The sequence below is a fragment of the Tardiphaga sp. genome, from assembly GCF_044336785.1.
Taxonomy (GTDB): domain Bacteria; phylum Pseudomonadota; class Alphaproteobacteria; order Rhizobiales; family Xanthobacteraceae; genus Tardiphaga.
In genome coordinates this window covers 1-24881 of sequence record NZ_JBIIOT010000002.1, presented here as the reverse complement: position 1 = coordinate 24881, position 24881 = coordinate 1, and the positions used below count along the sequence as shown (strand labels likewise).

General features: G+C 62.6%; 24 protein-coding genes. 9 read left to right on the top strand and 15 right to left on the bottom strand.

Going from position 1 to position 24881, the window contains the following annotated elements:
• The first annotated feature begins 5 nt into the window (after positions 1-5).
• Entirely contained in the window at positions 6-1439 is a 1434-nt protein-coding gene (gene pyk, locus ACIQ2A_RS01060) for a pyruvate kinase (RefSeq protein ID WP_398474825.1), read from the top strand.
• Between the two features lie 245 nt (positions 1440-1684).
• On the opposite strand, the gene ACIQ2A_RS01055 is transcribed toward pyk, so the two are convergent.
• The 3 genes from ACIQ2A_RS01055 to ACIQ2A_RS01045 form a co-directional block, all read right to left on the bottom strand.
• Entirely contained in the window at positions 1685-2113 is a 429-nt protein-coding gene (locus ACIQ2A_RS01055) for an OsmC family protein (RefSeq protein WP_398474823.1), read from the bottom strand.
• A 42-nt stretch (positions 2114-2155) separates the two neighbouring features.
• Complete coding sequence (locus ACIQ2A_RS01050; RefSeq protein WP_398474821.1) at positions 2156-3109, bottom strand: alpha/beta fold hydrolase; 954 nt, start codon at positions 3107-3109, stop codon at positions 2156-2158.
• A 73-nt stretch (positions 3110-3182) separates the two neighbouring features.
• Entirely contained in the window at positions 3183-3905 is a 723-nt protein-coding gene (locus ACIQ2A_RS01045) for a DUF3750 domain-containing protein (protein ID WP_398474819.1), read from the bottom strand.
• A 218-nt stretch (positions 3906-4123) separates the two neighbouring features.
• Between ACIQ2A_RS01045 and ACIQ2A_RS01040 the strand changes: the two genes are divergently transcribed.
• The gene (locus ACIQ2A_RS01040; protein WP_398472507.1) at positions 4124-4306 is read left to right on the top strand and encodes a hypothetical protein; all 183 of its coding nucleotides are present in this window, start codon (positions 4124-4126) and stop codon (positions 4304-4306) included.
• Positions 4307-4472: 166 nt separating this feature from the next.
• Here the strand turns inward: ACIQ2A_RS01040 and ACIQ2A_RS01035 are convergent, their stop codons facing one another.
• The 6 genes from ACIQ2A_RS01035 to ACIQ2A_RS01010 form a co-directional block, all read right to left on the bottom strand.
• Positions 4473-6869, bottom strand: a complete 2397-nt coding sequence (locus tag ACIQ2A_RS01035) for a mechanosensitive ion channel domain-containing protein (protein WP_398474816.1) — start codon at positions 6867-6869, stop codon at positions 4473-4475.
• A gap of 84 nt (positions 6870-6953) precedes the next feature.
• The gene (locus ACIQ2A_RS01030) at positions 6954-7598 is read right to left on the bottom strand and encodes a tetratricopeptide repeat protein (RefSeq protein WP_398474814.1); all 645 of its coding nucleotides are present in this window, start codon (positions 7596-7598) and stop codon (positions 6954-6956) included.
• A 101-nt stretch (positions 7599-7699) separates the two neighbouring features.
• On the bottom strand, positions 7700-7825 hold the full coding sequence (gene ykgO, locus ACIQ2A_RS01025; RefSeq protein ID WP_011509735.1) for a type B 50S ribosomal protein L36: 126 nt from the start codon (positions 7823-7825) through the stop codon (positions 7700-7702).
• 228 nt (positions 7826-8053) lie between these two features.
• Positions 8054-8992 carry a tripartite tricarboxylate transporter substrate binding protein gene (locus ACIQ2A_RS01020; protein WP_398474987.1) on the bottom strand — a complete coding sequence of 313 codons (939 nt, stop codon included), beginning with the start codon at positions 8990-8992 and terminating at the stop codon, positions 8054-8056.
• Between the two features lie 132 nt (positions 8993-9124).
• Positions 9125-9565 carry a MaoC family dehydratase gene (locus ACIQ2A_RS01015; RefSeq protein ID WP_398474812.1) on the bottom strand — a complete coding sequence of 147 codons (441 nt, stop codon included), beginning with the start codon at positions 9563-9565 and terminating at the stop codon, positions 9125-9127.
• A gap of 12 nt (positions 9566-9577) precedes the next feature.
• Entirely contained in the window at positions 9578-10054 is a 477-nt protein-coding gene (locus ACIQ2A_RS01010; protein WP_398474810.1) for a MaoC family dehydratase, read from the bottom strand.
• Between the two features lie 104 nt (positions 10055-10158).
• Here ACIQ2A_RS01010 and ACIQ2A_RS01005 point away from each other — a divergent pair, with 104 nt between their 5' ends.
• On the top strand, positions 10159-10929 hold the full coding sequence (locus ACIQ2A_RS01005) for an IclR family transcriptional regulator C-terminal domain-containing protein (protein WP_398474808.1): 771 nt from the start codon (positions 10159-10161) through the stop codon (positions 10927-10929).
• Positions 10930-11293: 364 nt separating this feature from the next.
• On the opposite strand, the gene ACIQ2A_RS01000 is transcribed toward ACIQ2A_RS01005, so the two are convergent.
• The 3 genes from ACIQ2A_RS01000 to ACIQ2A_RS00990 all read right to left on the bottom strand — a co-directional run bounded on the left by ACIQ2A_RS01000 (position 11294) and on the right by ACIQ2A_RS00990 (position 14971).
• Positions 11294-11467 carry a hypothetical protein gene (locus tag ACIQ2A_RS01000; protein ID WP_398474806.1) on the bottom strand — a complete coding sequence of 58 codons (174 nt, stop codon included), beginning with the start codon at positions 11465-11467 and terminating at the stop codon, positions 11294-11296.
• A complete protein-coding gene (locus ACIQ2A_RS00995; RefSeq protein ID WP_398474804.1) occupies positions 11464-12588 on the bottom strand; it encodes a PepSY-associated TM helix domain-containing protein in 1125 nt (374 codons plus the stop codon). The genes ACIQ2A_RS01000 and ACIQ2A_RS00995 overlap by 4 nt, the downstream gene beginning before the upstream one ends.
• 118 nt (positions 12589-12706) lie before the next feature.
• Positions 12707-14971 (bottom strand): TonB-dependent siderophore receptor, encoded by a 2265-nt coding sequence (locus ACIQ2A_RS00990; protein ID WP_398474802.1) that lies wholly within the window; start codon positions 14969-14971, stop codon positions 12707-12709.
• Between the two features lie 127 nt (positions 14972-15098).
• Here ACIQ2A_RS00990 and ACIQ2A_RS00985 point away from each other — a divergent pair, with 127 nt between their 5' ends.
• Positions 15099-15755 carry a TetR/AcrR family transcriptional regulator gene (locus ACIQ2A_RS00985; protein ID WP_398474799.1) on the top strand — a complete coding sequence of 219 codons (657 nt, stop codon included), beginning with the start codon at positions 15099-15101 and terminating at the stop codon, positions 15753-15755.
• Positions 15756-15815: 60 nt separating this feature from the next.
• On the opposite strand, the gene ACIQ2A_RS00980 is transcribed toward ACIQ2A_RS00985, so the two are convergent.
• Both ACIQ2A_RS00980 and ACIQ2A_RS00975 read right to left on the bottom strand, forming a co-directional pair.
• On the bottom strand, positions 15816-17879 hold the full coding sequence (locus ACIQ2A_RS00980) for a prolyl oligopeptidase family protein (RefSeq protein ID WP_398474797.1): 2064 nt from the start codon (positions 17877-17879) through the stop codon (positions 15816-15818).
• A 55-nt stretch (positions 17880-17934) separates the two neighbouring features.
• Positions 17935-18549, bottom strand: coding sequence for a helix-turn-helix domain-containing protein (locus tag ACIQ2A_RS00975; protein ID WP_398474795.1), 615 nt, complete (start codon positions 18547-18549; stop codon positions 17935-17937).
• A 311-nt stretch (positions 18550-18860) separates the two neighbouring features.
• Between ACIQ2A_RS00975 and ACIQ2A_RS00970 the strand changes: the two genes are divergently transcribed.
• The 5 genes from ACIQ2A_RS00970 (at position 18861) to ACIQ2A_RS00950 (ending at position 23370) form a co-directional block, all read left to right on the top strand.
• Positions 18861-19736, top strand: a complete 876-nt coding sequence (locus ACIQ2A_RS00970) for an amidohydrolase family protein (RefSeq protein ID WP_398474793.1) — start codon at positions 18861-18863, stop codon at positions 19734-19736.
• Positions 19733-20977, top strand: coding sequence for an O-antigen ligase family protein (locus ACIQ2A_RS00965; protein WP_398474791.1), 1245 nt, complete (start codon positions 19733-19735; stop codon positions 20975-20977). The genes ACIQ2A_RS00970 and ACIQ2A_RS00965 overlap by 4 nt, the downstream gene beginning before the upstream one ends.
• A gap of 8 nt (positions 20978-20985) precedes the next feature.
• Positions 20986-21465, top strand: coding sequence for a YbaK/EbsC family protein (locus tag ACIQ2A_RS00960; RefSeq protein ID WP_398474789.1), 480 nt, complete (start codon positions 20986-20988; stop codon positions 21463-21465).
• A 540-nt stretch (positions 21466-22005) separates the two neighbouring features.
• Positions 22006-22527: a hypothetical protein gene (locus ACIQ2A_RS00955; RefSeq protein WP_398474787.1), complete on the top strand. Its 522-nt coding sequence runs from the start codon at positions 22006-22008 to the stop codon at positions 22525-22527.
• Between the two features lie 63 nt (positions 22528-22590).
• Positions 22591-23370 (top strand): FadR/GntR family transcriptional regulator, encoded by a 780-nt coding sequence (locus ACIQ2A_RS00950; RefSeq protein WP_398474785.1) that lies wholly within the window; start codon positions 22591-22593, stop codon positions 23368-23370.
• Between the two features lie 138 nt (positions 23371-23508).
• Here ACIQ2A_RS00950 and ACIQ2A_RS00945 read toward each other — a convergent pair whose 3' ends face one another.
• Positions 23509-24801, bottom strand: a complete 1293-nt coding sequence (locus ACIQ2A_RS00945; RefSeq protein WP_398474783.1) for a TRAP transporter large permease — start codon at positions 24799-24801, stop codon at positions 23509-23511.
• Between the last annotated feature and the right edge of the window lie 80 nt (positions 24802-24881).

The following is a 24881-nucleotide window of genomic DNA, read 5'->3' as shown; positions in this document are numbered from 1 at the left end:
GCGACATGAGACGACAACGCCGAATCAAGATTCTGGCCACGCTCGGCCCCGCCTCCTCCGACAGCGCGATGATCCGCAAGCTGTTCGAGGCCGGCGCCGACGTGTTCCGCATCAATATGAGCCACACGCCGCATGACAAGATGCGCGAGCTCGTGAAAACCATCCGCAATGTCGAGAGCAGCTATGGCCGCCCGATCGGCATTCTCGTCGATCTCCAGGGTCCAAAGCTGCGTGTCGGCGCCTTCGCCGATGGCGGTGTTCAGCTCAAGAACGGTGAAGCCTTTACGCTCGATTCCAATCCCGAGCCGGGCGACGGCACCCGCGTGCACCTGCCGCATCCGGAAATCCTCGCAGCGCTCCGCCCCGGCCACGCGCTGCTCATCGATGACGGTAAGCTCAAGCTGATCGCCGAGGAGACCTCCTCCGATCGCGCTGTGACCCGCGTCGTCGTCGGCGGTCGCATCTCGGACCGCAAGGGCGTCAGCCTCCCGGATACTGACCTCCCTGTCTCGGCCATGACGCCGAAGGATCGCAGCGATCTCGAAGCAGCGCTGGAAACCGGCATCGACTGGGTCGCGCTCTCCTTCGTGCAGCGCGCCGAGGACGTGCACGAAGCCAAGCGTTTGGTGCGCGGCCGCGCCGCCATCATGTCGAAGATCGAGAAGCCGCAGGCGATCGAGCGCCTCGACTCCATTCTCGAAGCCTCTGACGCGCTGATGGTCGCCCGCGGCGATCTCGGCGTGGAATTGCCGCTGGAGCGCGTGCCGAGCCTGCAGAAGCGCATGACGCGCATGGCACGCCGCGCCGGCAAGCCGGTGGTCGTCGCCACCCAGATGCTGGAATCGATGATCCAGAGCCCGGTGCCGACCCGCGCCGAAGTCTCCGACGTCGCCACCGCCATTTATGAAGGCGCGGATGCCGTGATGCTCTCGGCGGAATCCGCCGCCGGAAAATTCCCGGTGGAAGCGGTCGCGACCATGAACCGCATCGGCGAAGAGGTCGAACGCGATCCGACCTATCGCAGCGTGCTCACGGCGCAGCGCCCCGGCCCCGAAGCCACCGTCGGCGACGCCATCGCTGATGCTGCGCGGCAGATTGCAGAGACGCTGGAATTGTCGGCGATCATCTGCTGGACCAGTTCGGGCTCGACCGCCATGCGCGTCGCCCGCGAACGCCCCAAGCCGCCGATCGTCGCCATCACGCCAAACCTCGCCGGCGGCCGCAAGCTCTCCGTCGCGTGGGGCGTGCATTGCGTCGTGGCCGAGGATGCGAAGGATCAGGATGACATGGTGGACCGCGCAGGACGCATCGCGTTTCGCGATGGATTCGCCAAGGCCGGCCAGCGCGTGATCGTCGTGGCGGGCGTGCCGCTGGGCACGCCGGGCGCGACCAACATGCTGCGCATTGCGTATGTGGGATCGAGCGATACGGGCGAGTAGTTTTTTCTAACCTCTCCCCGCTCTTTGCGGGGAGAGGTCGCCGCTTCTTAGCGGCGGGTGAGGGGCATGGCACGCGCGTGCCGCAAGCATGCGCCATCGGATCTCTCAGAGATCCAAACACCGTCCGACAAAATTCTTCGTATCGATAGTTCAGAGCAAGGTGCTGGCCTGGTGCCCCGCCCTCACCCGCCCCGGCTGTGCCGGGTCGACCTCTCCCCGTAAAGAACGGGGAGAGGTTAGACACCTCAGCCTTCCAGCTTTGCGTCCAGCGTGATCTCGGCGTTCAGCACCTTCGACACCGGACATCCCGCCTTTGCCTTGGCAGTGAGCTCGTCGAACTTCGCCTGATCCGCTCCCGGCACCTTGGCTGACAGCGTCAAATGCACTTTGGTGATCGCAAAGCCTTCGCCCTGCTTCTCCAGCGTGACATCCGCCTTCGTCTCCATCGCATCAGCCTTCAGCCCGGCTTCGCCGAGAATCAGCGACAGCGCCATGGTGAAGCACGCGGCGTGTGCGGCGCCGATCAGTTCTTCCGGATTGGAGCCGGGCTTGCCCTCGAAGCGGCTGGCGAAGCCGTAGGGATAGTCCGCGAGCGCACCGCTCTTGGTCGAGATCGATCCCTTGCCGTCCTTGATTCCGCCCTGCCATTTGGCCGATCCGAATGTCGTGGTCATGCTCGTGTCCTCATCTGGTTGTGAAATCGATCAGATATGATCCTAGCGCGACGCAGCCGTCGGATTTGTGTCAGCGGAGATCAATTTCTCGATCTCGCCGACCACCAGATCCGGCACCGCATTCTGCACCATATGACCAACGCCCGGCAGGAGAATTAGTTTGCCTTTCGAGACGGTCTCAATGAGCCGTCTTGAATGAATCTCGGGTGAGACGGTGGTGTCCGCATCGCCGGTGATGGCGACCACCGGCATCTGCAATTCGCCATAGCGTGGCGACTGCTCGGTCACTGCGGCCTTTAGTGTCACCAGATCCCAGGCATTGGCCAGAAATTCGCGCGGCCGCAGCAACAGCGGTACCGCGCTTTTGGCCATGTAATCATGCGGCATGGCTTGCGGCGCGAACACGCCGCGCGTGCCGGGTTCGGCCAGCAACAGGCCGAGCGGCAATGTGATCGTATAGGCCAGCAACGGCCCGATCACTGGCGTCGTCACCACAGCATTGTAGGTGCCGACACCACCTGGCCAGGAATAGGCCACGCCGGCGAGCGATACGAGACCTGCCACGCGCTGCGGATAATCGAGTGCCATGCGCAGGCCGAGCACACCGGCCAGCGAATGCACGACGATGATCGCCCGCTCGATCTTCAACTGACCGAGCACATCATCGATCATCTTGGCCTGAAGTGCCGGCGACAGTTTCTCGCTGCGCGTGCTCCAGCCATGGCCGGGGCGATCAATCAAAATGACGCGATGCCTGTTCGCCAGCATGTCGCCGAGCGGCACGCGCATGGTGCCGAGATTGGAGCTGGCGCCATGCACCAGCACGATCGGCGGCCCCTTCGCATCGCGCGGGCCGAGATCGAGGACATGCAGGCGCGCACCCGTCACATCGAAGAACTGGCCAGTCGGCGGATACTGCCTCTCAAGAAAGAACACGCCCACCCGCGTGGCCAGCGCCAACACGGCAAGCGTGGCAACCAGCGCGACGGCGATCATCGAAAATGTCCGAGAGATTTTGTGCACGCATCAGCTACGCATGGGCGCCGGACAGGTTTCGTATCCCATCCTGTCACGCGTCCATTCCAAGTCGGCCCAGGCCCGGCAGCTTGATAGCAGGACGCCTGATGTCGAGACCAAGTACGGCGCCGAGCACGTTCAACTCCACGCCCTCGATCCAGCCGACCGTCAGGCCGAGATAGCCGCCAAGCGTCGCGCGCACCCCGGTGCCCGAAGGCGTCCAGCCAAACGCATTGCCTGCGTAAGGAAAATCCTTGCCGATCGCAGTGGGCGGTAGCGTCACCTGCAGTTCCGGTACGGCGGCCAGAATGGCCGTCACGAATGTATTGGAATTGGGCCCCGGCCAGGCGCGGTAATCGCCATCGGCGCGCCAGGAATAGCTGGCAATTGCCGCCTTGATCTTTGGGATCATCGCCTCCGCGGACGCGCCTTCCGCCGCCGCGATTGCCATCGGTTCGTCACCGAACCAGCGGCCATCGGCAGCAAAGCCGTTGAGACGAATCGGATCGCCCCAGGCGGTATAATCATAGCGCGTGTAGCGCGTTGCGCCCTTCTCCTTGAATACGACCCAGCTATGGACAGCGAGAATACCGCGCCAACGTACCGTGCGGGCAGCGAAGACACGCACCAGTGCATCTGGATGTTCTGCAGCCGGCGGCAACAAGCCCGCGCTGGAGCGATCCGCGCTTTGCCAATTCACCGAACGATCGCCCGCAAAATATTTTGCGGCCGATACGCCGATCGGCACGACAAGCAGCGCGAGCAGAATGAGCACGATTTTTCTCACCGAAATGACCCGGAAGCGGAAGAAAGCGGGGATATCAGTGTGGATATGGGGCTTGCGCGGGCCTTCGCCACATTCCCTGCGACACAAAGTCAGCAGAAGCTGTCCACGCTATCCACAGGAACAGGACGCAATTGGGCAGGTTATTGCCACGATCGCGATGCGGAATGTCCGCCATGATCGCAAATGATCGAAGGTGGAGAATGAAAATGGCGCCCGATCTGATCGAAACCGATATCGACGAAATCGTGTCGACCTGTAACGGAGATCTGCGCGGCGCCGTGAAGGCTCTGTTGCTTGTCAACGAACAGCTCGAGACGGAATTGCAGCAACTCTACGCGGCGTCTGTTCGCGGTGGCGCGATCCGTCCCGGTACGGGCGCCGTGCATTAAGTAGCTTTAATTATACCCTTACTGTCATCGCCCGGCTCGACCGGGCGATCCAGTCCGTAGGGCGGATAAGCGCAGCGTCATCCGCCGGCCGGTTTTATGGTTGAAACTCCGCGGCGGATGACGGCTTTGCCTCATCCGCCCTACGATTGTTCAGGATCGCCGCGCATCACGCGCGGCGCTTTTCCTGTTTCGAATCGACCGCCTCACCCTCGCCCGCAGCCTCTTCCTTCTCCGGCGGCGGCAATTGCATGATCACCGTCTGACTGCCCGGCGAGGCGATCTCGATTCCTTCCTCCTGCAGACGCATCTTCATGCGGCGATTGAATTCGCGCTGGACGGCCCATCGGCCGGTATCCGTGCAACGGATCTGACCCGCGAGCGTCGCCATCGACCCATCGACCTTGTCGACGCCCCACAATTCGAGATCGCCGCGCATCAGCGGACGGAACGCATCTTCCTTGCGCATCTCGACCGCGATCTCCTTGAGGATCTCGCCGACGCGATCGGTGTCTTCCTTGAAACCGACGCTGACGGCGACTGCCGCATTACCGGCGCCGCGGCTTGAATTGGTAATGGTCGTCACTGCGCTGAACGGAATGATATGCACCGAGCCGTCACCGGCGCGCAGGCGAATGGTGCGGATCGACAGGTTCTCGACCACGCCACTCAGTCCCGACACGGCGACCGTGTCGCCCACCTGCACCGTGCTTTCCAGCAGCAGGAACAGGCCGGTAATGACATCCTGCACCAGCTTTTGCGAGCCGAAGCCGATGGCGACGCCGAGAATGCCGGCGCCGGCCAGCAGCGGCGCGACATTGACGCCGATTTCGCTGAGCACAGTGAGCGCGATCACCGCAATGATCACGCCGAGCAAAGTGGTGCGGAGCATCGGCTGGAACGTGCGCAACCGCGCCGCACGTGCGTAGTGGCCATCACGCGTGAGCGACGTGAGCTGACGCTCCATCACTGCATTTGTGCCTTCCCACACCACGGCTGCAGCGATCGCCGCAATCGCGACAGTGACGACGGCAGAGACCATTCGGCTGCCGATCTGTCCCCCATAGAACCAGACGATGGCGTTGACGCCCCAGACTTCCAGCAAAGCGACAAAGCCGATCACGGCGATGGTGGCAGCGACCACCTTGCGCAGCAGCGGCAGATAGCGATTGGCGCGTGTCTCCAGTCCAGGAAAGCGCTTCAGGACTTCCGGCTTGATACGGAAGCCGCGGTCGATCAGGCTGAGCGCCATCATCGAGACCAGGCGCGTGATCAGCACGACGATCACGGTGCCAACAATATATTGCAGCAGCAGTGCATAGCCGTTGCGGATGTTGAGCGCCCAGATGCCCCAGGCTGCCATCACGATGACGATGCCGAATACATGCCAGAGGCTCGCAAAACGGTTGCGCATGCCATTCAGGAAACCGGTCGCGCCGACGGGCCCACGCAGCGCATCGGCCACCGGCTTGCGACACTGCAGGATGATCACGACCACGAACATATGCACGACCAGCATCACCAGCTTGATCAGCGCGAGATGGGCGGAGCGATACAGGCCCATCATCAGTGCAACATTGGCAATGGCGATGCCGGTGGCGCCGACACCGACAATGCGGCGCGTCCAGATTTCGAGATAGGCCGCCGTCTCTTCCTTCACCCGGAACAAAGCGAGCGGGCCAAACAAGGCGCGCATGCCGCAGACGATGGCGCGTGCCACGATGTAAGAGTTCACGATCGCGAGGATCGCGAGACGCGTGGTGCCGGCGTCACCGATCTGCGTGCCGAGCAGCAACGAGACGGTGCCGGTGAAGACGAAGATCGGGAACAATTCGAGCAACAATCGGCCGATCACATACGGCAGCCGCAGCAGCGATTGCCAGGCGCGAGTCAGGCTGCGCCGGCGCGTGTTGAGGTCTGGCACCTCGGTGACATCCGCCGTCGATGACGGCGGATCGGAGCGTTCGATCAATGCCGAAGGAGCGCGCGCGATAAACGGAATGCGCGCCTCGAGCGCCGCCTGTGGCCTGCGCAGCAGCCAGACCACGAGCCACTCGGCCGCAAGCGCGCCACCGAACACGACAACCAGCTTCCAGGCGATGTCGAACAGCAGATGATAGGTGTCGGGATCGTTGGCCGCGCTTTGCAGCCAGTACCAAAGCGCCGGAAAGCGAGTGACCGATTGCACCGCGGACGAGATTTCACGCGAGATGTCACCAAGCTGGTCCGCAATCGTCACCAGCAGCTGCGCGCCAAGACTGTCGGCATCGAGCGGGATCGCAGGCTTCTTCTCGGGCTCTGCGGGCTTCGCCTGCGCGATCGCCTGCAGCGTGTCGATCATCTCCTTGCGCTTGACATCGTTTTGCAGCGTCTCCAGCGCCGCCTTGGCCTGCTCGGGCGTCAGTGTCGGTGCTGCGGCAGCCGCCGGCGCATCGGCCTTCTGCGCCAGCGCAGGCGCGCTGAAAGGCGCAGCCAGCAAAAGACATAGCAATGCGAAAAGCGGGAAAGACTTCTTCGCCAAAACGGGCCCCTTCACAGAATCCTGGAAAGCGCCCTTTTCGCCCATGTCATGTGTCGGAAGTTTGGTTCCTGGCGCCGAATGGTGCGAAAAACTGCTAAAGCACGGCAGAGCTGCGCTGGGCGGGACGCGTCAGATGTCGCGGCCTTCGACCTTTTCGGTCAGCGATTTAACTAAATCCGGTACCTTTTCGAGATGCGGATTGACGGCGAGGGCCTTGCGATAGGCCTCTAAGGCCCGCTTATCATCGCCGAATTCCTGCATGATCATGCCGAGACCGGCCAGCGCCCCGAAATGCCGGGGCTCGCGCGCCAGCACCTGCTCGATGTCCTCAAGCGCGCGGGTGTAGTCGTTTTGCAGGTAATACAATGTCGCACGCCGGTTCCAGCCCTCGATGTAGTCGGGCTTTAACTTGATGACAGCGCTGAGCAATTTCACCGAAACGTCGATCTGCTTGGCATCCAGCGCTGTTTTCGCGCGGGTCATCAGCAAAGCCGCGGTGTCGCTTTGGGTTTGCGACCACTGCGCCCAGATTCGACCTTCCACATGTTTGGCGCTGGCTTCATCCGGCGCGGCCTTCAGCGCGCCGAACAGGAAATCCAGCCCGCGGACTTTGTCCGCACCGATTTTCGGAAGCTTTTCAGGGGCTTGGGGGATGGCCTTTGGCGTGCTGGGCTGGACCGACTTGGGATCCTTGACCTGCGCGAACACCGGTCCTGCCACCAAAAGGGTGGTGAGCAGAACGCCAAAGCCTGTGGTCCGGACTCGCGATGCCATTCAAGAAGTCTAGACACGAAAAAACGCGCTGCAAAGCGGCAGCGCGTCAAAGACCTGTGATATCGTGACGTCAGCCAGCAAAATGCCAGCCGAGCAACAACTTAGCCCTGGCGAGCCTTGAAGCGGCGCTGGGTCTTGTTGATCACGTAAACGCGGCCCTTGCGGCGGACCAGGCGGTTGTCGCGGTGGCGAGCGCGCAGCGACTTCAACGAGTTACGGACTTTCATCGGTCAATCCTGAGTACTTGCGATCGTGACTTCAAAAGCCGCGCGTTGCAGGCTCCAAAATCAGCGAAAATGGGCTTTAACCCGCTGGCAGCCGAGCCGCCCGGGACCCGCGGTTTCTAGCCACCACCGATCCCACTGTCAATCGGAACGGGCAAAATCACGGCCCTACGGGGGACATTTGCAGCCATTTATCGCGTCACGCGCCAAATTCGGTGCGGCAACACAGCGTCATTCTTGCGGCACGTTTGCGGCCTTCACCACCGCGCTCCATTTGGTGATCTCCGAATCCACGAAGGCGGCAAATTCGCGCCCTGTTCGCTTGCCGGGCTCAACGCCCTGCGTGGCGAACTTCTCGCGGGTGGACGGCGCCGCCAGGATCTCCTGCATCGCCACGACCAGTTTGCTGTAGATCGGGTTGCCGTTCGCTTGCGGCATATACATGCCGAACCACGAGGTCGCCTCAAACCCCTTCACGCCGGCCTCGTCGAGGGTCGGCACATCGGGCAGCGACGCCGCGCGCTGCAGGCTCGTGACCGCGAGCACGCGGATATTGCCGGCCTGGGCTGCGGGGAGCACCGTTGGCAGCGTATCGAACATGATCGGGATATGGCCGCCAATCAGATCGTTCATCGCGGGAGCTGCGCCCTTATAGGGAATGTGCTCGATATTGACGCCGGCCATCTGTTCGAACAATTCGCCGGACAGATGATTGGCGCCACCGATGCCGGAGGAGCCGAACGACAATGTGCCCGGCTGCGCCTTCGCCATCGCGATCAGTTCGGCCACCGTCTTCGCCGGGAAATCCTTCGCCACACATAATGCATTCGGCGCCGTTGCCACCACGGCGATCGGCGAGAAATCCTTTTGCGTGTCGTATGGCAGGCTCTTGCGCAGGCTGGGATTGATCACGTGATGCGTGGCCGTGATCAGCACCACGCTGCCATCCGGCGGCGACTTCGCCACCATGTCGGAGCCGATGGTGCCCGATGCGCCCGGACGGTTCTCGACGATCGCCGTCACGCCGAGCTTGTCGCCGAGATATTGCGCAACGAAGCGCGCAAGGATGTCGGTGGTGCCGCCGGCCGGGAACGGCACGACGATCTTCACCTGATTGCCGGGAATGGTCTGTGCCTGGGCAACCGAAACACCGATGCAGGCAAAGGCCATCACCGCCAGCGCGCGTCTGGTGAGCAATGTCAATTCGTCCTCCAACATCGATTCACTATTGAATGACGCATAACGCTAGCCGCACGTCATGGTGCAAGGCTGTCACTTCAAATCGATCGGAGTATAGAACAATCAGGATGCGGTCGGAAACTCCACCATGGCCTCGCCGGTGGCGACCTTCTCACCAATCTGGTTCTTGACCAGCACATCGATCAGCACCCAGCGTGATTTGTGCGTCACCTGCTTGGCCTTGATGATGCCCTCGGGCCTGATCGTATCGCCGGGCTTCACCGGCTTGACCCAGCGCGTCTCCAGCCGCCGATGAATCGCACCGGCCGGATAGGCCCAGTCGGTCAGCATGCGGGTGATGAGCCCAAAATTATTCATGCCATGCATGATGATGCCGCCGAAATTGGTCTTGCCGAACGCGTTCTTCATATAGTCGTCGTCGAGATGCAGCGGATTGTAATCGAGCGAGCCGTCGCAGAACAGGCGGATCGACTCGCGCGAAACTGCAAAGCTCGGCCCATCGATGGTGTCGCCGGCGTTCAGTGATTCAAAATTCATGCTCATGAATCGTCTCCCTCACATCGGACGAATGGTCTGGCCACGGCCAGAACAGATGACGTCGCCGTGCTGATTGAAGAACACGTTGTCGTGCACGACGAACAGCCGTTCGCGCTTGATGAATTTGTCGAGCGCACGGGCCTGCAGCGTGATGGTGTCGCCCGGCCGCGCGGGGATGTTGTAGCTCCAGCTCTGGCCGGCATTCACGGTGCCGGGCGTGCGCATCCAGTCGTCGGTCGGCGTGCAGGAAAACATCAGCAGGATGTGAATCGACGGCGGCGCGATCAGCCCCTTCCAGGGCGACGCCTTCGCGTAAGCTTCATCGAAGTACAGTGGATGATCTTCACCGACCGAGCGGCAATACAACTGGATCGCTTCCTTGGTCAGCAGATAAGGCAGCGTTTTGCGGGGGACGCCGGGGACGATCTCATCCCAGACCTTCCGTAAATTCGCGTCTTTCCAGAAATCGGTTTCAAAATCTTGCGCTTGCACCATGGCGCCGGCTCCCATAATGTTCATCAGGCGAACTTTTTATTCATTTTGCGAATGATTTTTATGCGAATTCGATTGACCTGCAAAGCGGGCTGAGGGGACACGACGTGGCTAAAGAGAGTGATGGTTTCGTCCGCGCGATCGCGCGTGGCTTTGCGACGGTCGAAGCATTGGGCAAGGCGCCGGGGCGCCACACGCTCTCGGAAGTCGCGGCGACCGCCGGCCTCAGCCGCGCCACGGCCCGTCGAATGCTAGCGACACTGGTGGTGATGAAATATTGCGAGGCCGATGGCCGCTATTTCAGCCTGCGCCCGCGCGCGCTCGGCCTCGGCCTGTCCTATCTCAACGCGCTGCCCTATTGGGCCTATGCCCAGCGCGCGCTGGAAGATCTCCGCAACGAAACCGGCGAATCCTGCGCGCTGGCGGTGCTGGACGAGACCGAAATCGTCTATGCGCTGCGCCTGCCCGCCCGGCGGATTCTCTCCGCCAATCTCGCCGTCGGCAGCCGCCTGCCCGCCAATGTCGTCTCGCTCGGCCGTGTGCTGCTGGCGGCACTGCCGGCCGACAAGCGCGCGGACTATCTCACCACCACCGTCTTCGAGCAGATCACCGCGCGCACCGTCACCGACCCCGCTGCACTGGAGCGCGAACTCATCCGCGTGGACCGTGACGGCTATGGCTGGATCGACGGCGAACTGGATCCCGCGATCTGCGGCATCGCCGTGCCCGTGCGCGACCAAGCCGGCCGCGTGGTGGCCGCGATCAGCATCAACACGATCTCGGGGACGCTGAGCGAGGAGCAGGCGAAGGAGAAGTATCTCGTGCCGCTGCGACGAACCGCGCAGGATATCTGCATGCAGGCGTCGCAGGCGGGGTGAGTGAGGAGCCTAGTCGCTCAAACCGCCTGCAGCTCGTTCCCAGAAATTAACGTGGCAACACAGTGCTGTGGGTAGCTACCTGGTGAAGACGCCCCCAAAAGTAATTTCGGATATCGGCGTGATCCGCATATTCCATGGATCGCAACGCGGAAGCCCGCGCTATGCGATAGCACGGGCCCCTGAATGAGCGCGTAATCATCCTTCAGGGACAACCTCGCATCTCAACTTCCAACATATGCCGACCTCCTGCCTATTGCGAGAACTGCGACGATATCCTGTCAGTCAGGCCGTAGGGCGGATGAGCCGAAGGCGTCTTCCGCCGGCCGAGTACATGGTTGAAACTCCGCGGCGGATGGCGCTTACGCTAATCCGCCCTACGGCTGAGTGCCTTCGCGATCACCAGCAACGGTACGGCGAGCAGCAACCAGCTCAGCGCCCACCAGGTGCCGCCCTCGCCGACCAAGGCTGCGAGCAGGCCGAACACGGTTACCATCGCCAACACGATCGGCCACAGCCATTGTCGCATGAAGCTGCTCATCGCGCTGCCGCCTGCAATCCGGCGATCGTCGTGCCGGTCGAGCGGCGCCGTCGGCGCTTTGCCCACCACAGATACAAGCCGCTGATCAGCACAACGATGGTCACCACATCCAGCAGCGCCCAGATGATTTTCAACGGCAGGCCGCCATAGTCGCCGAAGTGGAGCGGCTGCGACATGAAGAGAGCTGTCGCATACCAGGGCATGTCGCGCACCGAGACGATCTGCCCGGTGGTCGCATCGGCCAATGCGGGCTTGAGGATGCGGCTGGTGATCGGCGTGTTGCCGGTGAGGAAGATCGCGACATGTGATGGCGTCGCAAACGGCGTGCCGGGGAAAGCGACGGTCATCACATTCATGCCGGGCACAGCGATGCGGACTTCGCGCAGCACGTCGTCGATGCGGGCGCGCTTCGTGGGATCCTCGGCAGGCTTGGCCTGGGCGGCCATCTCGACAAGCTGATTGGCCTGCCACGCAAGCTCGATAGGCGCCGCCAGCGTGTTGATCACGCCGGTGAAGCTGACGACGGCGAACCAGGCGAGCGTGCCGATGCCGAGCAGATTGTGCAGATCGAGCCATGTGCGCTGCGGCTTGCCGCGTCTGATAGCGCCGAAATCCAGCCGGCGCGTGAACGGGCCATAGAGCACGACACCGGAGACGATGGCGATGCACAGCAACAGGCCCATGAAGCCGAGAAACAGCGTGCCGCCGATGCCGGCGAACAGATCGAGATGCAGCCGCAGCATGATGTAGAGAAAGCCCTCATTGGGCTGCGGCACCTCGATCTGCCGGCCCGTGCGGGTGTCGAACACCTGATAGTGGAAATCGCCGGGATCGGTGGTCATCAACGGCGATGTCGGCACTTTCACGATGGGGTGGTCGCGGTCGTAAAACAGATAGGGCACGACCTGCCCTGGACGCGCAGCCTTGGCACGCGCGATGATGTCGTCGATGGAGGCTGTACCCGGCGCTGTCGTGGTGGCCTCTAACTTGAGGTCTGGGCCGAGCTCATCCTTGAAGATCAAGGGCAGACCGGTGATGCACAGCATCAGCGCGAACAGCGTGCAGATAAGGCTGGTCCAGCGATGCAGCCATGACCAGATGCGGATGGTGCGCGGGGTCATGAGGGCACAGACATCTCTGCCTGTCTTCGCCCGGCTTGACCGGGCGATCCAGTAGACACCGCTGCGCCTGAGGTTACTGGGTCACCCGGTCGAGCCGGGTGACGACAAGCGGAACGCATCACCACCGATACCGCAGCCCCGCCAGCACCGTGCGGCGATTGGCGTATTGGCAATAGAAGCCCGACGAGCAGCTCGAATAATATTCCTTGTCGAACAGGTTGTTGACGTTGAGTGTCAGCGCCGCGCCGTTCAGCGTGCGATTGAGATTGCCGAGTTCATATTTCAGCGCAAGGTCCGCAACCGTATAGGCTGCCGTCTGCAATGTGTTGTAGTCGTCGCCGAAGGTCGCGCCGACATGGCGGACACCGGCACCGACAGTCAGGCCCGTCACCGGACCGGTGCGGAAGGTGTAGTTTGCCCAGGCCGAACCGTAGAAATCCGGCACGGCCTGCGGACGCATGCCGAGCAGCAGCGCATCCGTGGATTTGGTCACGCGCGTGTCGAGGAAAGTCAGTGCGCCGACGAGCTCAAGGCTATCGGTGATATTGCCGCGTGCTTCCAACTCCACACCGGTGGAGCGCACCTCGCCCTGCTGGACGAAGAAGCCGGGCGTCGATGACGGCGACTGCACATTCTGCTGGCGGATATCGAACACCGCGGCGGTGAGCAGGATCGGCAGGAAAGTCGGCTGATATTTGACGCCGGCTTCATATTGCTCGCCGGTGGTCGGCACGAAAGGCAGGCCGTTGGCGCTGACGCCGGACACCGGCTCGAACGAGGTGGCATAGCTCACATAGGGCGCGACGCCATTGTCGAAGCGATACAGCAATCCGGCGCGATAGGTGGTCTTGGCATCGGACTGGGTGGCGCGCGATGTCGCAAGGCGGTTGTCGGTCGTCTGATCAGCCCAGTCGTGGCGCACGCCGAGCGTGGCACGCCAGCCGCCGAGGCTGATCTGGTCCTGCGCATAGAGGCCGGCCTGGGACAGGGTCTGGCCGTTATTGATGAAAGTCGCGAACGGACCGACCGGCTGGCCGTAGACGGGATTGACCACGTCGAGCGCCGTGGCGCCGCCGATCTGATAGATCCAGTTGCTGCGCGTCTCCTGATAGTCGACGCCGGTGACAAGCTTGTGCTGCAGGGCGCCGGTGCCGAAATCGAATTGCAGGCGATTGTCGGCGGCGAGGTTATCGACATCCTCCAGCGAGCGGATGCCCCAGCGCGGCAGCTGGCCGGTCGCGGTCATCGGCGCATTCATCTGCAGCGACTGGAAGTCGGTCTGCACATGGCCGTAGCGCAGGGTCGAATACAGGCTGACCACGTCATTCAAGCGTTTGTCGAACTGATAGCCGACACCATATTGCTCGCGCTTGAAGTGATCGAACGAGGGATCGCCGACATTGAGGTTCGAACTCAGATAAGGCCGATATTGCGCGGGCGCGAGCGACTTCGCGTAGATGGAGTTGAAGTAGCCGCCCTGCGGATCGTTCTGATAGTAGCTCTGGATGGTCAGGCGCGTGTCCATGTCCGGCGCCCAGGTGATGGCAGGAGCGACGGCAACGCGCTGCTCATCGACTCCGTCATAGCGCGTGCCGGACTGGCGGCCGATGGCGGTGAGGCTGTAGAGCCAGTGCCCTTCCTGATCCAGCTTGCCCTGGCTGGTGAGGCCCGCCTGGATACGGCCATAGGTGCCGCCTTCGAGACGGAATTCGTTGAAGGGCGTGGCGCTCGGCATGCGGCTGATCATGTTGACGAGACCGCCGGGGCTGCTCTGGCCGTAGAGCATGGCCGAAGGGCCTTTCAGTACATCGACGCGATCAAGCAGGAACGGATCGATGGACGCGACGGCAAAGGCCTGGCCGCGTGGCAGCTTCAGCCCGTCGAGATAGCTGACATAACTGGTGGTCAGACCGAACGAACCGAAGCCGCGGATGAAAATCGAATCGTAGCGGGAGTTGGTATCGGCATCGGAGATGACGCCTGCGGTGTAGCGCAGCGCATTGCCGACGGTCTGGACATTCTGGTCGTCCATCTGGCGGCGCGTCACGGTGGAGATCGACTGCGACGTTTCCAGCACGGGCGTATTGGTTTTGGTGGCGGTGCCGGAGCTCTTGTCGAGATAGCGATCGGACGTGTTGGTGGCGCTCACCGGCTGCATGACGGGCGCCGTGGCTGCAGGCGCGCGGGCCGCAACGCGCGGCGTGCCACGCTGGGCTGTGCGGCGGGAGGCGGCGGGCCGTGCGGCGCGACGCTCCGGCGACTGCACGGTGACTGCGGGAAGCGATACCGACGGGTCGCGGGTCGTCTGCGCCACGGCATCCGGACTGCTGATCAGAGCCGCGGCAATCGCCGCGCCGACGATGACCTTGTGTTCGCTTCCCATTCGAATTCCCCGTATCCCCAACCGCAATGGGTGCGACAAATAAACGGGACGGGACCGTCCTGTCCAGATTGATTGCCAAGACTGGGCAAATCTGAGATTGGAATTGCTCGAAACACGAAGGACGTGAATGCCGGCTGCATCGACACCATCCAGAGGCGGACGCCCGCGCAAAGGCGATGTGGAGGCCAAATCGCTCCACATCATCGAGACGGCGTCGCGGCTGTTCGCGCAGCAGGGCTTTGCGGCGACCTCGGTGGAGCAGGTCGTGGCGGCCTGCGGCGTCGGCAAGGACACGGTGTATCGGCGCTATCCGTCCAAGCTCGCTTTGTTCGAAGGCGTGGTGGCGCATGCGCGGGTGCAGACCGAGGCGCATTTCCAGACCGCCATGGCTGAAGCCACCGGCGACGTGATGCAGCAGCTGCGCGCAGCCGCGCGCTGGCTGCTGGAGGTCAATCTCGATCCGACCCTGGTGGCGTTCAAGCGCATCGCCTTCAGCGAAGCGCTGGTGGTGGGGCAATCGGCGGCGAACCGGACGGTGGACCCGATCATGGACCGGCTGTTCGCCCTGCTGCGCGCAGCGCAGGAGGCGGGAGAGATCGGGCCCGGCGATGTTGCGTTTCTCGCGACGCATCTGATCAACAGCATCGCGGTCGGTCCGATGATCGGGGCGATGCTGGGCAGCACGACCTACGCGTCGAGCGACGCGCAGGATGCGTATTTCGAGAAGGCGTGGCGGTTGTTCATCGACGGCGCGCGCGGCGTAGGGCGGATGAGCGAAGCGTAATCCGCCGGCCGATTGCATGGTTGAAACGCCGCGGCGGATGACGGCTTCGCCTCATCCGCCCTACGGTTGGCGCACATGTAATCCCGTCCAATGCGCGATGAAGGCCCATTGATCGGCGGTCTCATCGATCACTTTGTCCGTAGGCTTGCCCGCGCCATGTCCCGCGCGGGTTTCGACGCGGAGGAGATGCGGTCTGTCGCCGATATCCGCCGCCTGCAGCGCCGCGACATATTTGAAACTGTGGCCGGGGATGACGCGATCATCCGTATCCGCCGTCGTGACGAGGATCGCGGGATAGTCCCTACCTGACTCCACATTGTGATAGGGCGAGTAGCTGCGCAGTGCGTGGAAATGTTTGTCTTGCCGGGGATCGCCAAAATCCTCCATCCACATCTTGCCGCCGGTGAAGAGCGGAAAGCGCAGCATGTCCATCACGCCGACACCGGGCAGCACTGCAGCGAACAAATCCGGCCGCTGATTGGTGACGGCGCCCATCAGCAGGCCGCCATTGGACTCGCCCTGGATCGCGAGACCGTCGGGCGACGTGATGCCTTCGGCCTTGAGGTATTCGCCGGCCGCGATGAAATCATCGAAGGCGTTCTGCCGGTTCGCGAAGCGGCCGGCGTCGTGCCATGATTTTCCATATTCGCCGCCACCACGGATGTTTGCGACGACGGAGACGCCGCCCTGCTCCACCCAGGCCATCTGGGTCGGTGCATAGAACGGGATCATGCTGATGCCGAAGCCGCCATAGGCGTAGAGCAGGGTCGGCGCCGGACCGGCGACATCCTTGCGGCGGATGATGAACATCGGAATCCGGGTGCCATCCTTCGACGGATAGAAGCGCTGCTCGACATTGATGCGATCGAGATCGATGCCGGCATCGGGCCTGGCCCAGACATAGGTGGTGTTGTTCGCAACGTCGTAGCGATAGATCGTGGTGGGGATATTGTAGCTGGTGAAGACGAAGAACACCTCGTTGCTGTCCTGTTCGCCGCGGAAGCCGCCGACGGTGCCGATGCCGGGCAGATCGATCATGCCTTCGAACGTGCCGTCGAGAGCGTAGCGACGCATCTCGGCCTTTGCATCGACGAGATAGGTGGCCAGCAGCTTGCCGCCGAGTAGCGCGGCATAACCCAGCGTCGCCTCCTGCTCGGGGACGACGTCTTCGAACACCAGGTCAGGCTGCGCGAGATCCGCGGACACGATCTTCTTGCGCTCGGCGCCCTTGTTGGTGCCGATGAAGAGTTGGGTGCCGACATTACCGTAGATCATCCAGTCGGAGTCAATCTCCGTGATCAACTGGCGTGGCGTCCAAACGGGATCGTCGAGATCGATAATCGCAAGCGCATTGGCGCCCGGCCCCGGCGTGGACATCAGCACGAGATAGCGGCCGTCGTCGGTGGTGTAGCCGATATTGATCAGGTGCGGCTGATCCGGTGTCGCATAAACCAAACGGTCCTCGGCCTGTGATGTGCCAAGTGCATGATAATAGACCGCGTGGTTTTGCACGCCGGCCTGCGAGGTCTCATCGCCGGCGGCATCGGGATAGCGCGAATAGAAGAAGCCTCTGCTATCCTTCGTCCAGGCGATGGTCATGAAGCGTGCGCGCGTGACGTCATCGGCGAGGATCTCACGCGCATGCACATCGAACACCTTGATGGTGCGCCAGTCGGTGCCGGCCTGCTGGATCGTATAGGCGATCAGCGCGCCGTCATCGGAGATCGCCCATTCGCCCAGGGCCGTGGTGCCGTCGGACGACCAGTCATTGGGATCGATCAGCACGCGCTCGGCGCCTTCGAGGCCGTGGCGCATCACCAGCACTGGCTGGTTCTGCAGGCCGGTCTGGCGCGTGTAGACATAGCGGCCACCGCGTGCCCAGGGTGGGCTGACGCGCTCATGATCGAACAGTTTTTGCAGGCGGGATTTGAAGATGTCACGGCCTGGCAGCGTCGCGAGATAGCTTTGGGTGACGTCGTTCTGCGTCCTGGCCCATGCGGCGACCTCGGCGTCGTTGCGGACATCTTCCTCCAGCCAGCGATAGGGATCGGCGACCTGTTGGCCAAAATGCTCTTCGACGAGATCGAGGCGGCGGGTTTTTGGATACGCGAATGCTGATGCCATCGGGAGGGACTCCGTTGGTTGACGAAAACAGATGGGGACTTGGTGGTCGGCCGATCTAGGCCTCGACGGGATCGCAGATCGGCAAGGTGCTTGCGGTTCGTATCGCTTCGGCCATCCGGTCGATCACCTCCGGCAGCGTGAAGGCGCGACGATCGGTGATCGCCGCGGTTGCGATGTCTTCATCGACGATGCGCAGCGCCGTCATCACGGCTGCGCCACAGAGGCGAACGTCGAAATCCGTGCTCCATCGCTTGGTCCGCCGCGCCACCATCTCGATGATGGTTTCCTCGGCGGCGTGGCAAGACATCAGCCAGGCCGAGCGCAGCGCCGGCTCCTTCGGCAGCAGCGCGACCAGGCGCACGGCGAGGACGTCATCGGCGATCTCGCGCGGGGTCTGGTCCTGCGGGCGGACCACCGCATGCAGATAGGCCTCGATGGAGACGTCGAGCGGCCATGCGCTGAGATGGTTGGCAAAGCGCAGGGAAGAAACAGCAAAAAGCGGTTCCACGGCACTCTCCTTTGAACGGAAGTATCGCCAGACGGTGCGTTTCGAGAGACCGGCCGCGGCCGCGATGTCATCGCCGCTGGTCGCTGCGACGCCGCGTTCCAGAAACAGTTCGGCGGCGTGGCGGGAAACCGTCAGGCGCGGATCTTCGCGGTCGGGGGGCATTGGCGGGATCTCGTTGTGTCACTTAGTGACAAGAACCTATGTCACTAAGTGACACGGGTCAACCGGGCGATGCTGTCGCAGGGCTTCTCCTTTTGTCGTCACCCGGCTTGACCGGGTGACCCAGTACACACGGCTGCTTCCTCGTTTACTGGATCGCCCGGTCGAGCCGGGCGATGACAATGGGTGCCGGGCGATGACAGTGGGAGTGCTGGGTAATGATCGCGCAAGCGCCCCTCGCCTTCCTTTGCTCCCGCCGCTTTGCTAATTGACCAGTCAACCACAACGACAAAAATTCCAGGAAGCGCACGGCCATGAAGCTGCTCAATCCCGACGACCTCGTCGCCATCGACATCCACACCCATGCGGAAGAGCCCTGCGGCTGCCACGCGGATGACGGCTATGACGATTTCCAGGCGCGGATGGCGGAATATTTCAAATCGCCCCACAAGCATCCGCCCACCGTCGAGGAAACCGCGGCCTATTATCGTGCCAAGAAAATCGCCGCCGTGATCTTCCCTGTCGATGCCGAGCGCGAGACCGGCTTCCGCCGCTACAACAATTACGAGATGCTGGAGATCGCCCAGCAAAACGCTGACGTGCTGATCCCGTTCGCCTCCATCGACCCGCACAAGGGCAAGCTCGGTGTGCGCGAAGCACGCAAGCTGATCTCGGAATACGGCGTGAAGGGCTTCAAATTCCACCCGACCATGCAGGGCTTCTATGCCAATGACCGGATGGCCTATCCACTCTATGAGGCGATCCAGGAAGGCGGCGCCATCGCGCTGTTCCACACCGGGCAGACCGGCGTCGGCTCAGGCATGCCGGGCGGCATGGGGATGCGGCTGAAATATTCCAACCCGATGTATATGGACGATGTCGCGGTGGATTTTCCCGACATGAAGATCATTCTCGCGCATCCGTCCTTCCCCTGGCAGGAGGAAGCTTTGTCGGTGGCGACCCACAAGCCGAACGTGTATATCGACCTCTCCGGCTGGTCGCCGAAATATTTCCCACCGATCCTGGTGCGCTATATCAATTCCATTCTTCAGGATAAGATGTTGTTCGGCTCCGACTGGCCGGTGATCATGCCGGACCGCTGGATGGCCGATTTTGCCAAGCTCGACATTCGCGACGAGGTGCGTCCGAAGGTCTTGAAGAACAACGCACGGAAACTACTGGGTATATGACGAAAGCCGATCTGCCTGAAAAGCTTGCTGCCTCAAGGCAGATCGCTGCTATCGCCACCGCCTTCTTCCTGCCCTTCTCCACCAGCGGACAGGCGATCGGGGTGTCCGTCTTCGCCGTATTGGCGCTGCTGACGCTCGATCGCGCGCGCTTCCTCGCCACCATCAGACGGCCGGCATCCTCGCTGCCGGTGGCGCTGTTTGCGCTGATCCTGGTTGGCGTGCTGTGGTCCATGCTGCCGCTGAACGGCGCGATCAAATGGGTCGGCCCTTACGCCAAACTGCTGCTGATCCCGCTGCTGCTGGCGACTGCCTTCACGGAGAAGCAGGCGCTGCATATCGGCTATGGATTTCTGGCCTCCTGCCTTGTGATCCTCGCCTTGTCTTATGCATATCTGCTCTGGCCGACTGGCCCATGGAGCTGGTTCAAGTCGATCGGCGTGCCGTTCAAGGACAATGCGGTGCAGAGCGAATGCTTTGCGATTTGCGCCCTTGGCCTCGCTCTTGGCGCAAGGCGTGTCTGGACGGATGGCGATCGCCGCCGCGCCATCGCGCTTGGTCTGCTGGCGCTGCTGTTCTTCGCCGATATCTTCCTGATCTATGTGTCAAAGACCGGCATGCTGGTGGCCTTCACCATGGTCGCGATCCTCGTCATCACCATCGGCGGATGGCGAACGGCGTTCATCGTCGGTCTTCCGATCATCGCAATCGTGGCCGCCACGCTAGCAATGTCGCCGGGCGCGAAATCGCGTTTCAACGAAATGGCAACCGATGTGACCGCCGGTACCGAGACCAAGAATGTCTCGACCGCATCGCGCATCGATTTCTGGAGCAAGGCTTCTGAGTTCGTGAAGCAGGCCCCTCTGCTCGGCCACGGCACCGGCAGCATCCGGCCGCTGTATCAGAGCCTGGAAGCCACGCGCCCGTCGCCTTATGGCGAGGCCGTGGCGGACCCGCACAACCAGTTTCTGCACACCACGCTTCAGGTCGGCCTGATCGGCGGCGCGATCCTGCTGGCCATGTGGGCCGCGCATTTCTGGCTGCTGCGTGGGCGCGATTTCGCCAGCGCCATGGGCCTCGGGATTTTCGCGATGACCGTCGTCGGCTCGCTGTTCAACAGCCATATCTCGCAGGTCACCCAAGGCATGTTGTATTGCCTCGGCGTCGGCCTGCTCGGCGCAGTGGTGCTGCATCGCGGCGCCGTCGCCCCCCCTCCGCAACCAGATCATCACGACGCAGCGTAAATCTCCTTATGTCCCTCGAATCCGTCCGCGCCGATCTTGCCGCCAAGGCGCCTGATCTCACCATCCTCGTCACCGACAAAAGCTCCGCCACCGTGGCCCTCGCCGCCGAAGCACTGGGTGTCGAGCCCGGGCAGATTGCCAAGACGCTATCGGTCCGGGTCGGCGATCGCGTCGTGCTGGTGGTCACCAAAGGCACCGCGCGGCTCGACAACAAGAAGGCGCGCGAGGCATTGGGCGGCAAGCCGCGCATGCTGGGCGCTGAGGAGGTTGTGGCGCTGACCGGCCATCCCGTTGGCGGGGTCTGCCCGTTCGGCCTGGCCACGCCGCTGCAGGTCTATTGCGACGTGTCGCTGCAGGAATATGCCGAGGTGTGGCCGGCGGCGGGCTCGATCAACAGCTCGGTTCGCGTCACCCCGGAACGTATGGCGGAATTGACCGGGGCCACCTGGGTCGATGTGGCCCAGGCACCGGCAAAGCCCGAGGCATAGAGGCGCCCGGCCGCAGGTGGGTTCAGCGGAGCGAAAACCCACCACCTCTTCGGGCGACAGGATCGGCCGATGGGTTTTCGCCGGTGCCGCGCGCCTGCGCTCAACCCACCCTACGGCAGCGGCCAATGGCCGAGAAGAAACAAGCTGCCTCACTACAACGACAAAGAATAAAACCGCTGCCCGCAAGCCCACTGGCAGTACGCGCATTGCTATTTTTCCAGCCCCCTCGACTTCGACGGCGGGGACCCCGATTTTCCGGGAATGGCGACACAAAAGCCGCTGACTGGAACTTGACCCATGCGCAACAAGACCACGGCCTCGACCTCCAAGACGTCCCGCACCTGGCGGATTTTCGGCGCCATGATCGCCGCCGCCGCGGCCGGCCTGAGCACCGCTGGCGTCTGACGTCCAGCAATCGTCGGGCCTTTACGCTCGCTGCGTGTGGCCCGCAAACGAAGCATCTCCGCGTTATCCAATTCTTGAAGGTATTTACCTAAACTCCCGACCCGGTCGCGCATGATGCCGATCTGGGAGGGCGGAATGCGGCTGTTGCCGATCAGCGATGCCGATCGCAGCTGGGCGAAACTGAAATCGCACTGGCGCAAGGCTGCCGAAGCCGTCGAGGAGGATTTCTCGACCTATGCGCTTGGCGCTTTCGCAGCACTCGATCCCCTCGTGCAAAGCGGCAAAGGCTCGTTGTACGGCCTTTACGACGGCGCCGAACCGCGCGCCTTTTGCCAGGTCAGCAAATTGCTGATGCCGAAATTCGAAGGCCCGGTGCTGCGCGCCCGCTTCATGACGATCTCGCCAACCTACGACCTCGGGATCGCCGGCGCGGATACCTATGGCCAGTTGCTGATCGAGCTGTTTTCCGGCGTGGTCTGGCTGTCGCGCAATGCGCTGGCCGCGCACCATGTGCAGTTTCATCTGCGCAGCCCTGCGGATGCGCAGTTCCTGGCGCCGCTGCAGACACCGGTGCCGGACTCGCCGTTCCAGCGCTTTGCCATTCATGGCGCCTGGGTGGAATGCGATCTCAAGCTGCACGAGCTGGAAGAGGCCTGATGCCGCGATGCGGCAGCGTGCGAACTTGCGCGCTGTCATGGTCAATGATAGCCCGGTTGTACGATGACCGGACAAGCTAAACATTCTGCACGCAAGAACGGTGGCGGATCGACGCGACCTGGCCTGCTGCGTCCGCTCAATCCGGTCCGCCGCCGCACCGAGGAAGTGGTCGAGCGCATCGCAGCCCAGATCACCGATGGCCATCTGCAGGCCGGGGCGCGGCTGCCGACCGAGCAGGCGATGATGACCGCCATGGGCGTCAGCCGCACGGTGGTGCGGGAGGCCATCTCGGCGCTGCGCGCCCGCGGCCTCGTCACCACACGACAGGGCGCCGGCGCCTTTGTCAACAATGATGCCAGCCAGCAGCCATATGCCATCGATCCCGAGGGCCTGGGATCGCTGGACAGCGTGATCGAGATCCTCGAACTGCGCACGGCGGTGGAGATGGAAGCCGCAGCGATTGCCAGCGAGCGCGCCACGGCGGCGCAGATCAAGGTGATCGCCAAGGCGGCCAATGTCTTCACCCGCGCCATCGCCAAGGGCGACCGTGCGATCAAGGAAGATTTCGATTTTCATTATGCCATCGCTGTCGGCACGCAGAATTCGCGTTTCGTCGGCTTTCTGGAATTTTTGGGCGGGTTGATCATTCCGCGGCAGAGCATCCGCACCTTCGACGGCAAGGCCGAGCTGCAGACGCGCTATCTCGAAAGCATCGAGAAAGAGCATCAGATGATCGTCGCTGCCATCACCGAGCGCTCGCCACGCAAGGCGCGCGAGGCGATGCGGCGGCATCTGGTGAATGGCAAGGCGCGGTATAAGCAGCTGGCGGATGAGGTAGGATAGCAGCGACCTCCGCCCTCATGGTGAGGAGCGCGCTCTGGCGCGCGTCTCGAACCATGAGATGCCGGCACTCCGAGCTTGCAGCCATCCTTCGAGACGCGCGCGTTGCGCGCTCCTCAGGATGAGGAGCCGAGGGTGCGTCTAGCGAAACCCAAACGCATGCGGCAGGGCCATCGAGAACCATGGCACATAGGTCACCAGCATCAGAACGGCGAACATCACCCAGTAGAACGGCCAGATGCCGCGCATCACCTCGTCCACCGACACCTTGCCGATGGCGCAGCCGACGAACAGCGTGGTGCCGACCGGCGGGGTCAGCAGGCCGATACCGAGATTGAGCAGCATGATGATGCCGAAATGCACGGGATCGATGCCGAAGCTCTTCACCACCGGCAGCAGGATGGGCGTGCAGATCAGCAGCAGCGGCGCGAGATCCAGTGCCGTGCCGAGGATCAGCAGCATGATGTTGAGCCACATCAGCAGCACATATTTGTTCGATGAGATGGCGACGAAGAAGTCGGTCATCTTGGCCGGCATCTGCATCAAGGCGGCGACATAGCCGAAGCAGGAGGCTGTCGCGACCAATGTGAGCACCATCGCCACGGTCTGCAGCGTGCGATAGGTCAGCATCGGCAATTCCGACCATTTGTAGTCGCGATAGATGAACATGGTGACGAAGAACGCCCAGACGCAGGCGACGGCGCCGGCCTCGATCGGCGTGAAGATGCCGGTGAGAATCCCGCCGAGCACGATGATCAGCGTGATGATGCCCCAGGTGGCATCGACCAGCATTTTCAGCGCCTGCCTCAATGGCACCGGCTCGCCTTTCGGATGGCCGTCGCGATAGGCGAAATACAGGCACAGCAGCATGATGGCGAAGCCGAGCAGCAGGCCCGGCACGATGCCGGCGAGAAACAGGCTGGTGATCGACACCACGCCGCCGGTGGCGAGCGAATAGATCACGGCATTATGGCTGGGCGGCACCATGATGGCCTGCACCGAGGCGGAGATGGTGACATTGGTGGCGAACACGCGCGGATAGCCCTGCTTGGCCATTTGCGGGATCATCACCGAGCCGATCGCGGATGTATCCGCCACCGACGAGCCGGAGATGCCGGACATGATGGTGGTGGCGAGGATGTTGACCTGCGAGAGGCCGCCGCGGATGCGGGTGAAGCCGATGACGACGGCGGCGAAATCGACCAGGCGCTTGGCCATGCCGCCTTCGGCCATGATGGCACCGGCCAGCACGAAGAATGGCACCGTGAGCATCGACACCTTGCCGACACCGGATGAGAGCTGCTGCATCACGGCTTCGACGGGGAGATCGATCCACAGCGCGCCGACCAGCGCCGCCAGCGCCAGCGCGAAGGCGATCGGCATGCCGATGGCGAAGAACAGACACATGCTGAGCAGAAGAACGGCGATATCCATTGACGGAGTCCTCAAGTCGCAAAGAGCTCAGGCAGGTTCCCTCTCCCCTCCGGGGAGAGGGTTAGGGTGAGGGGGCGCCG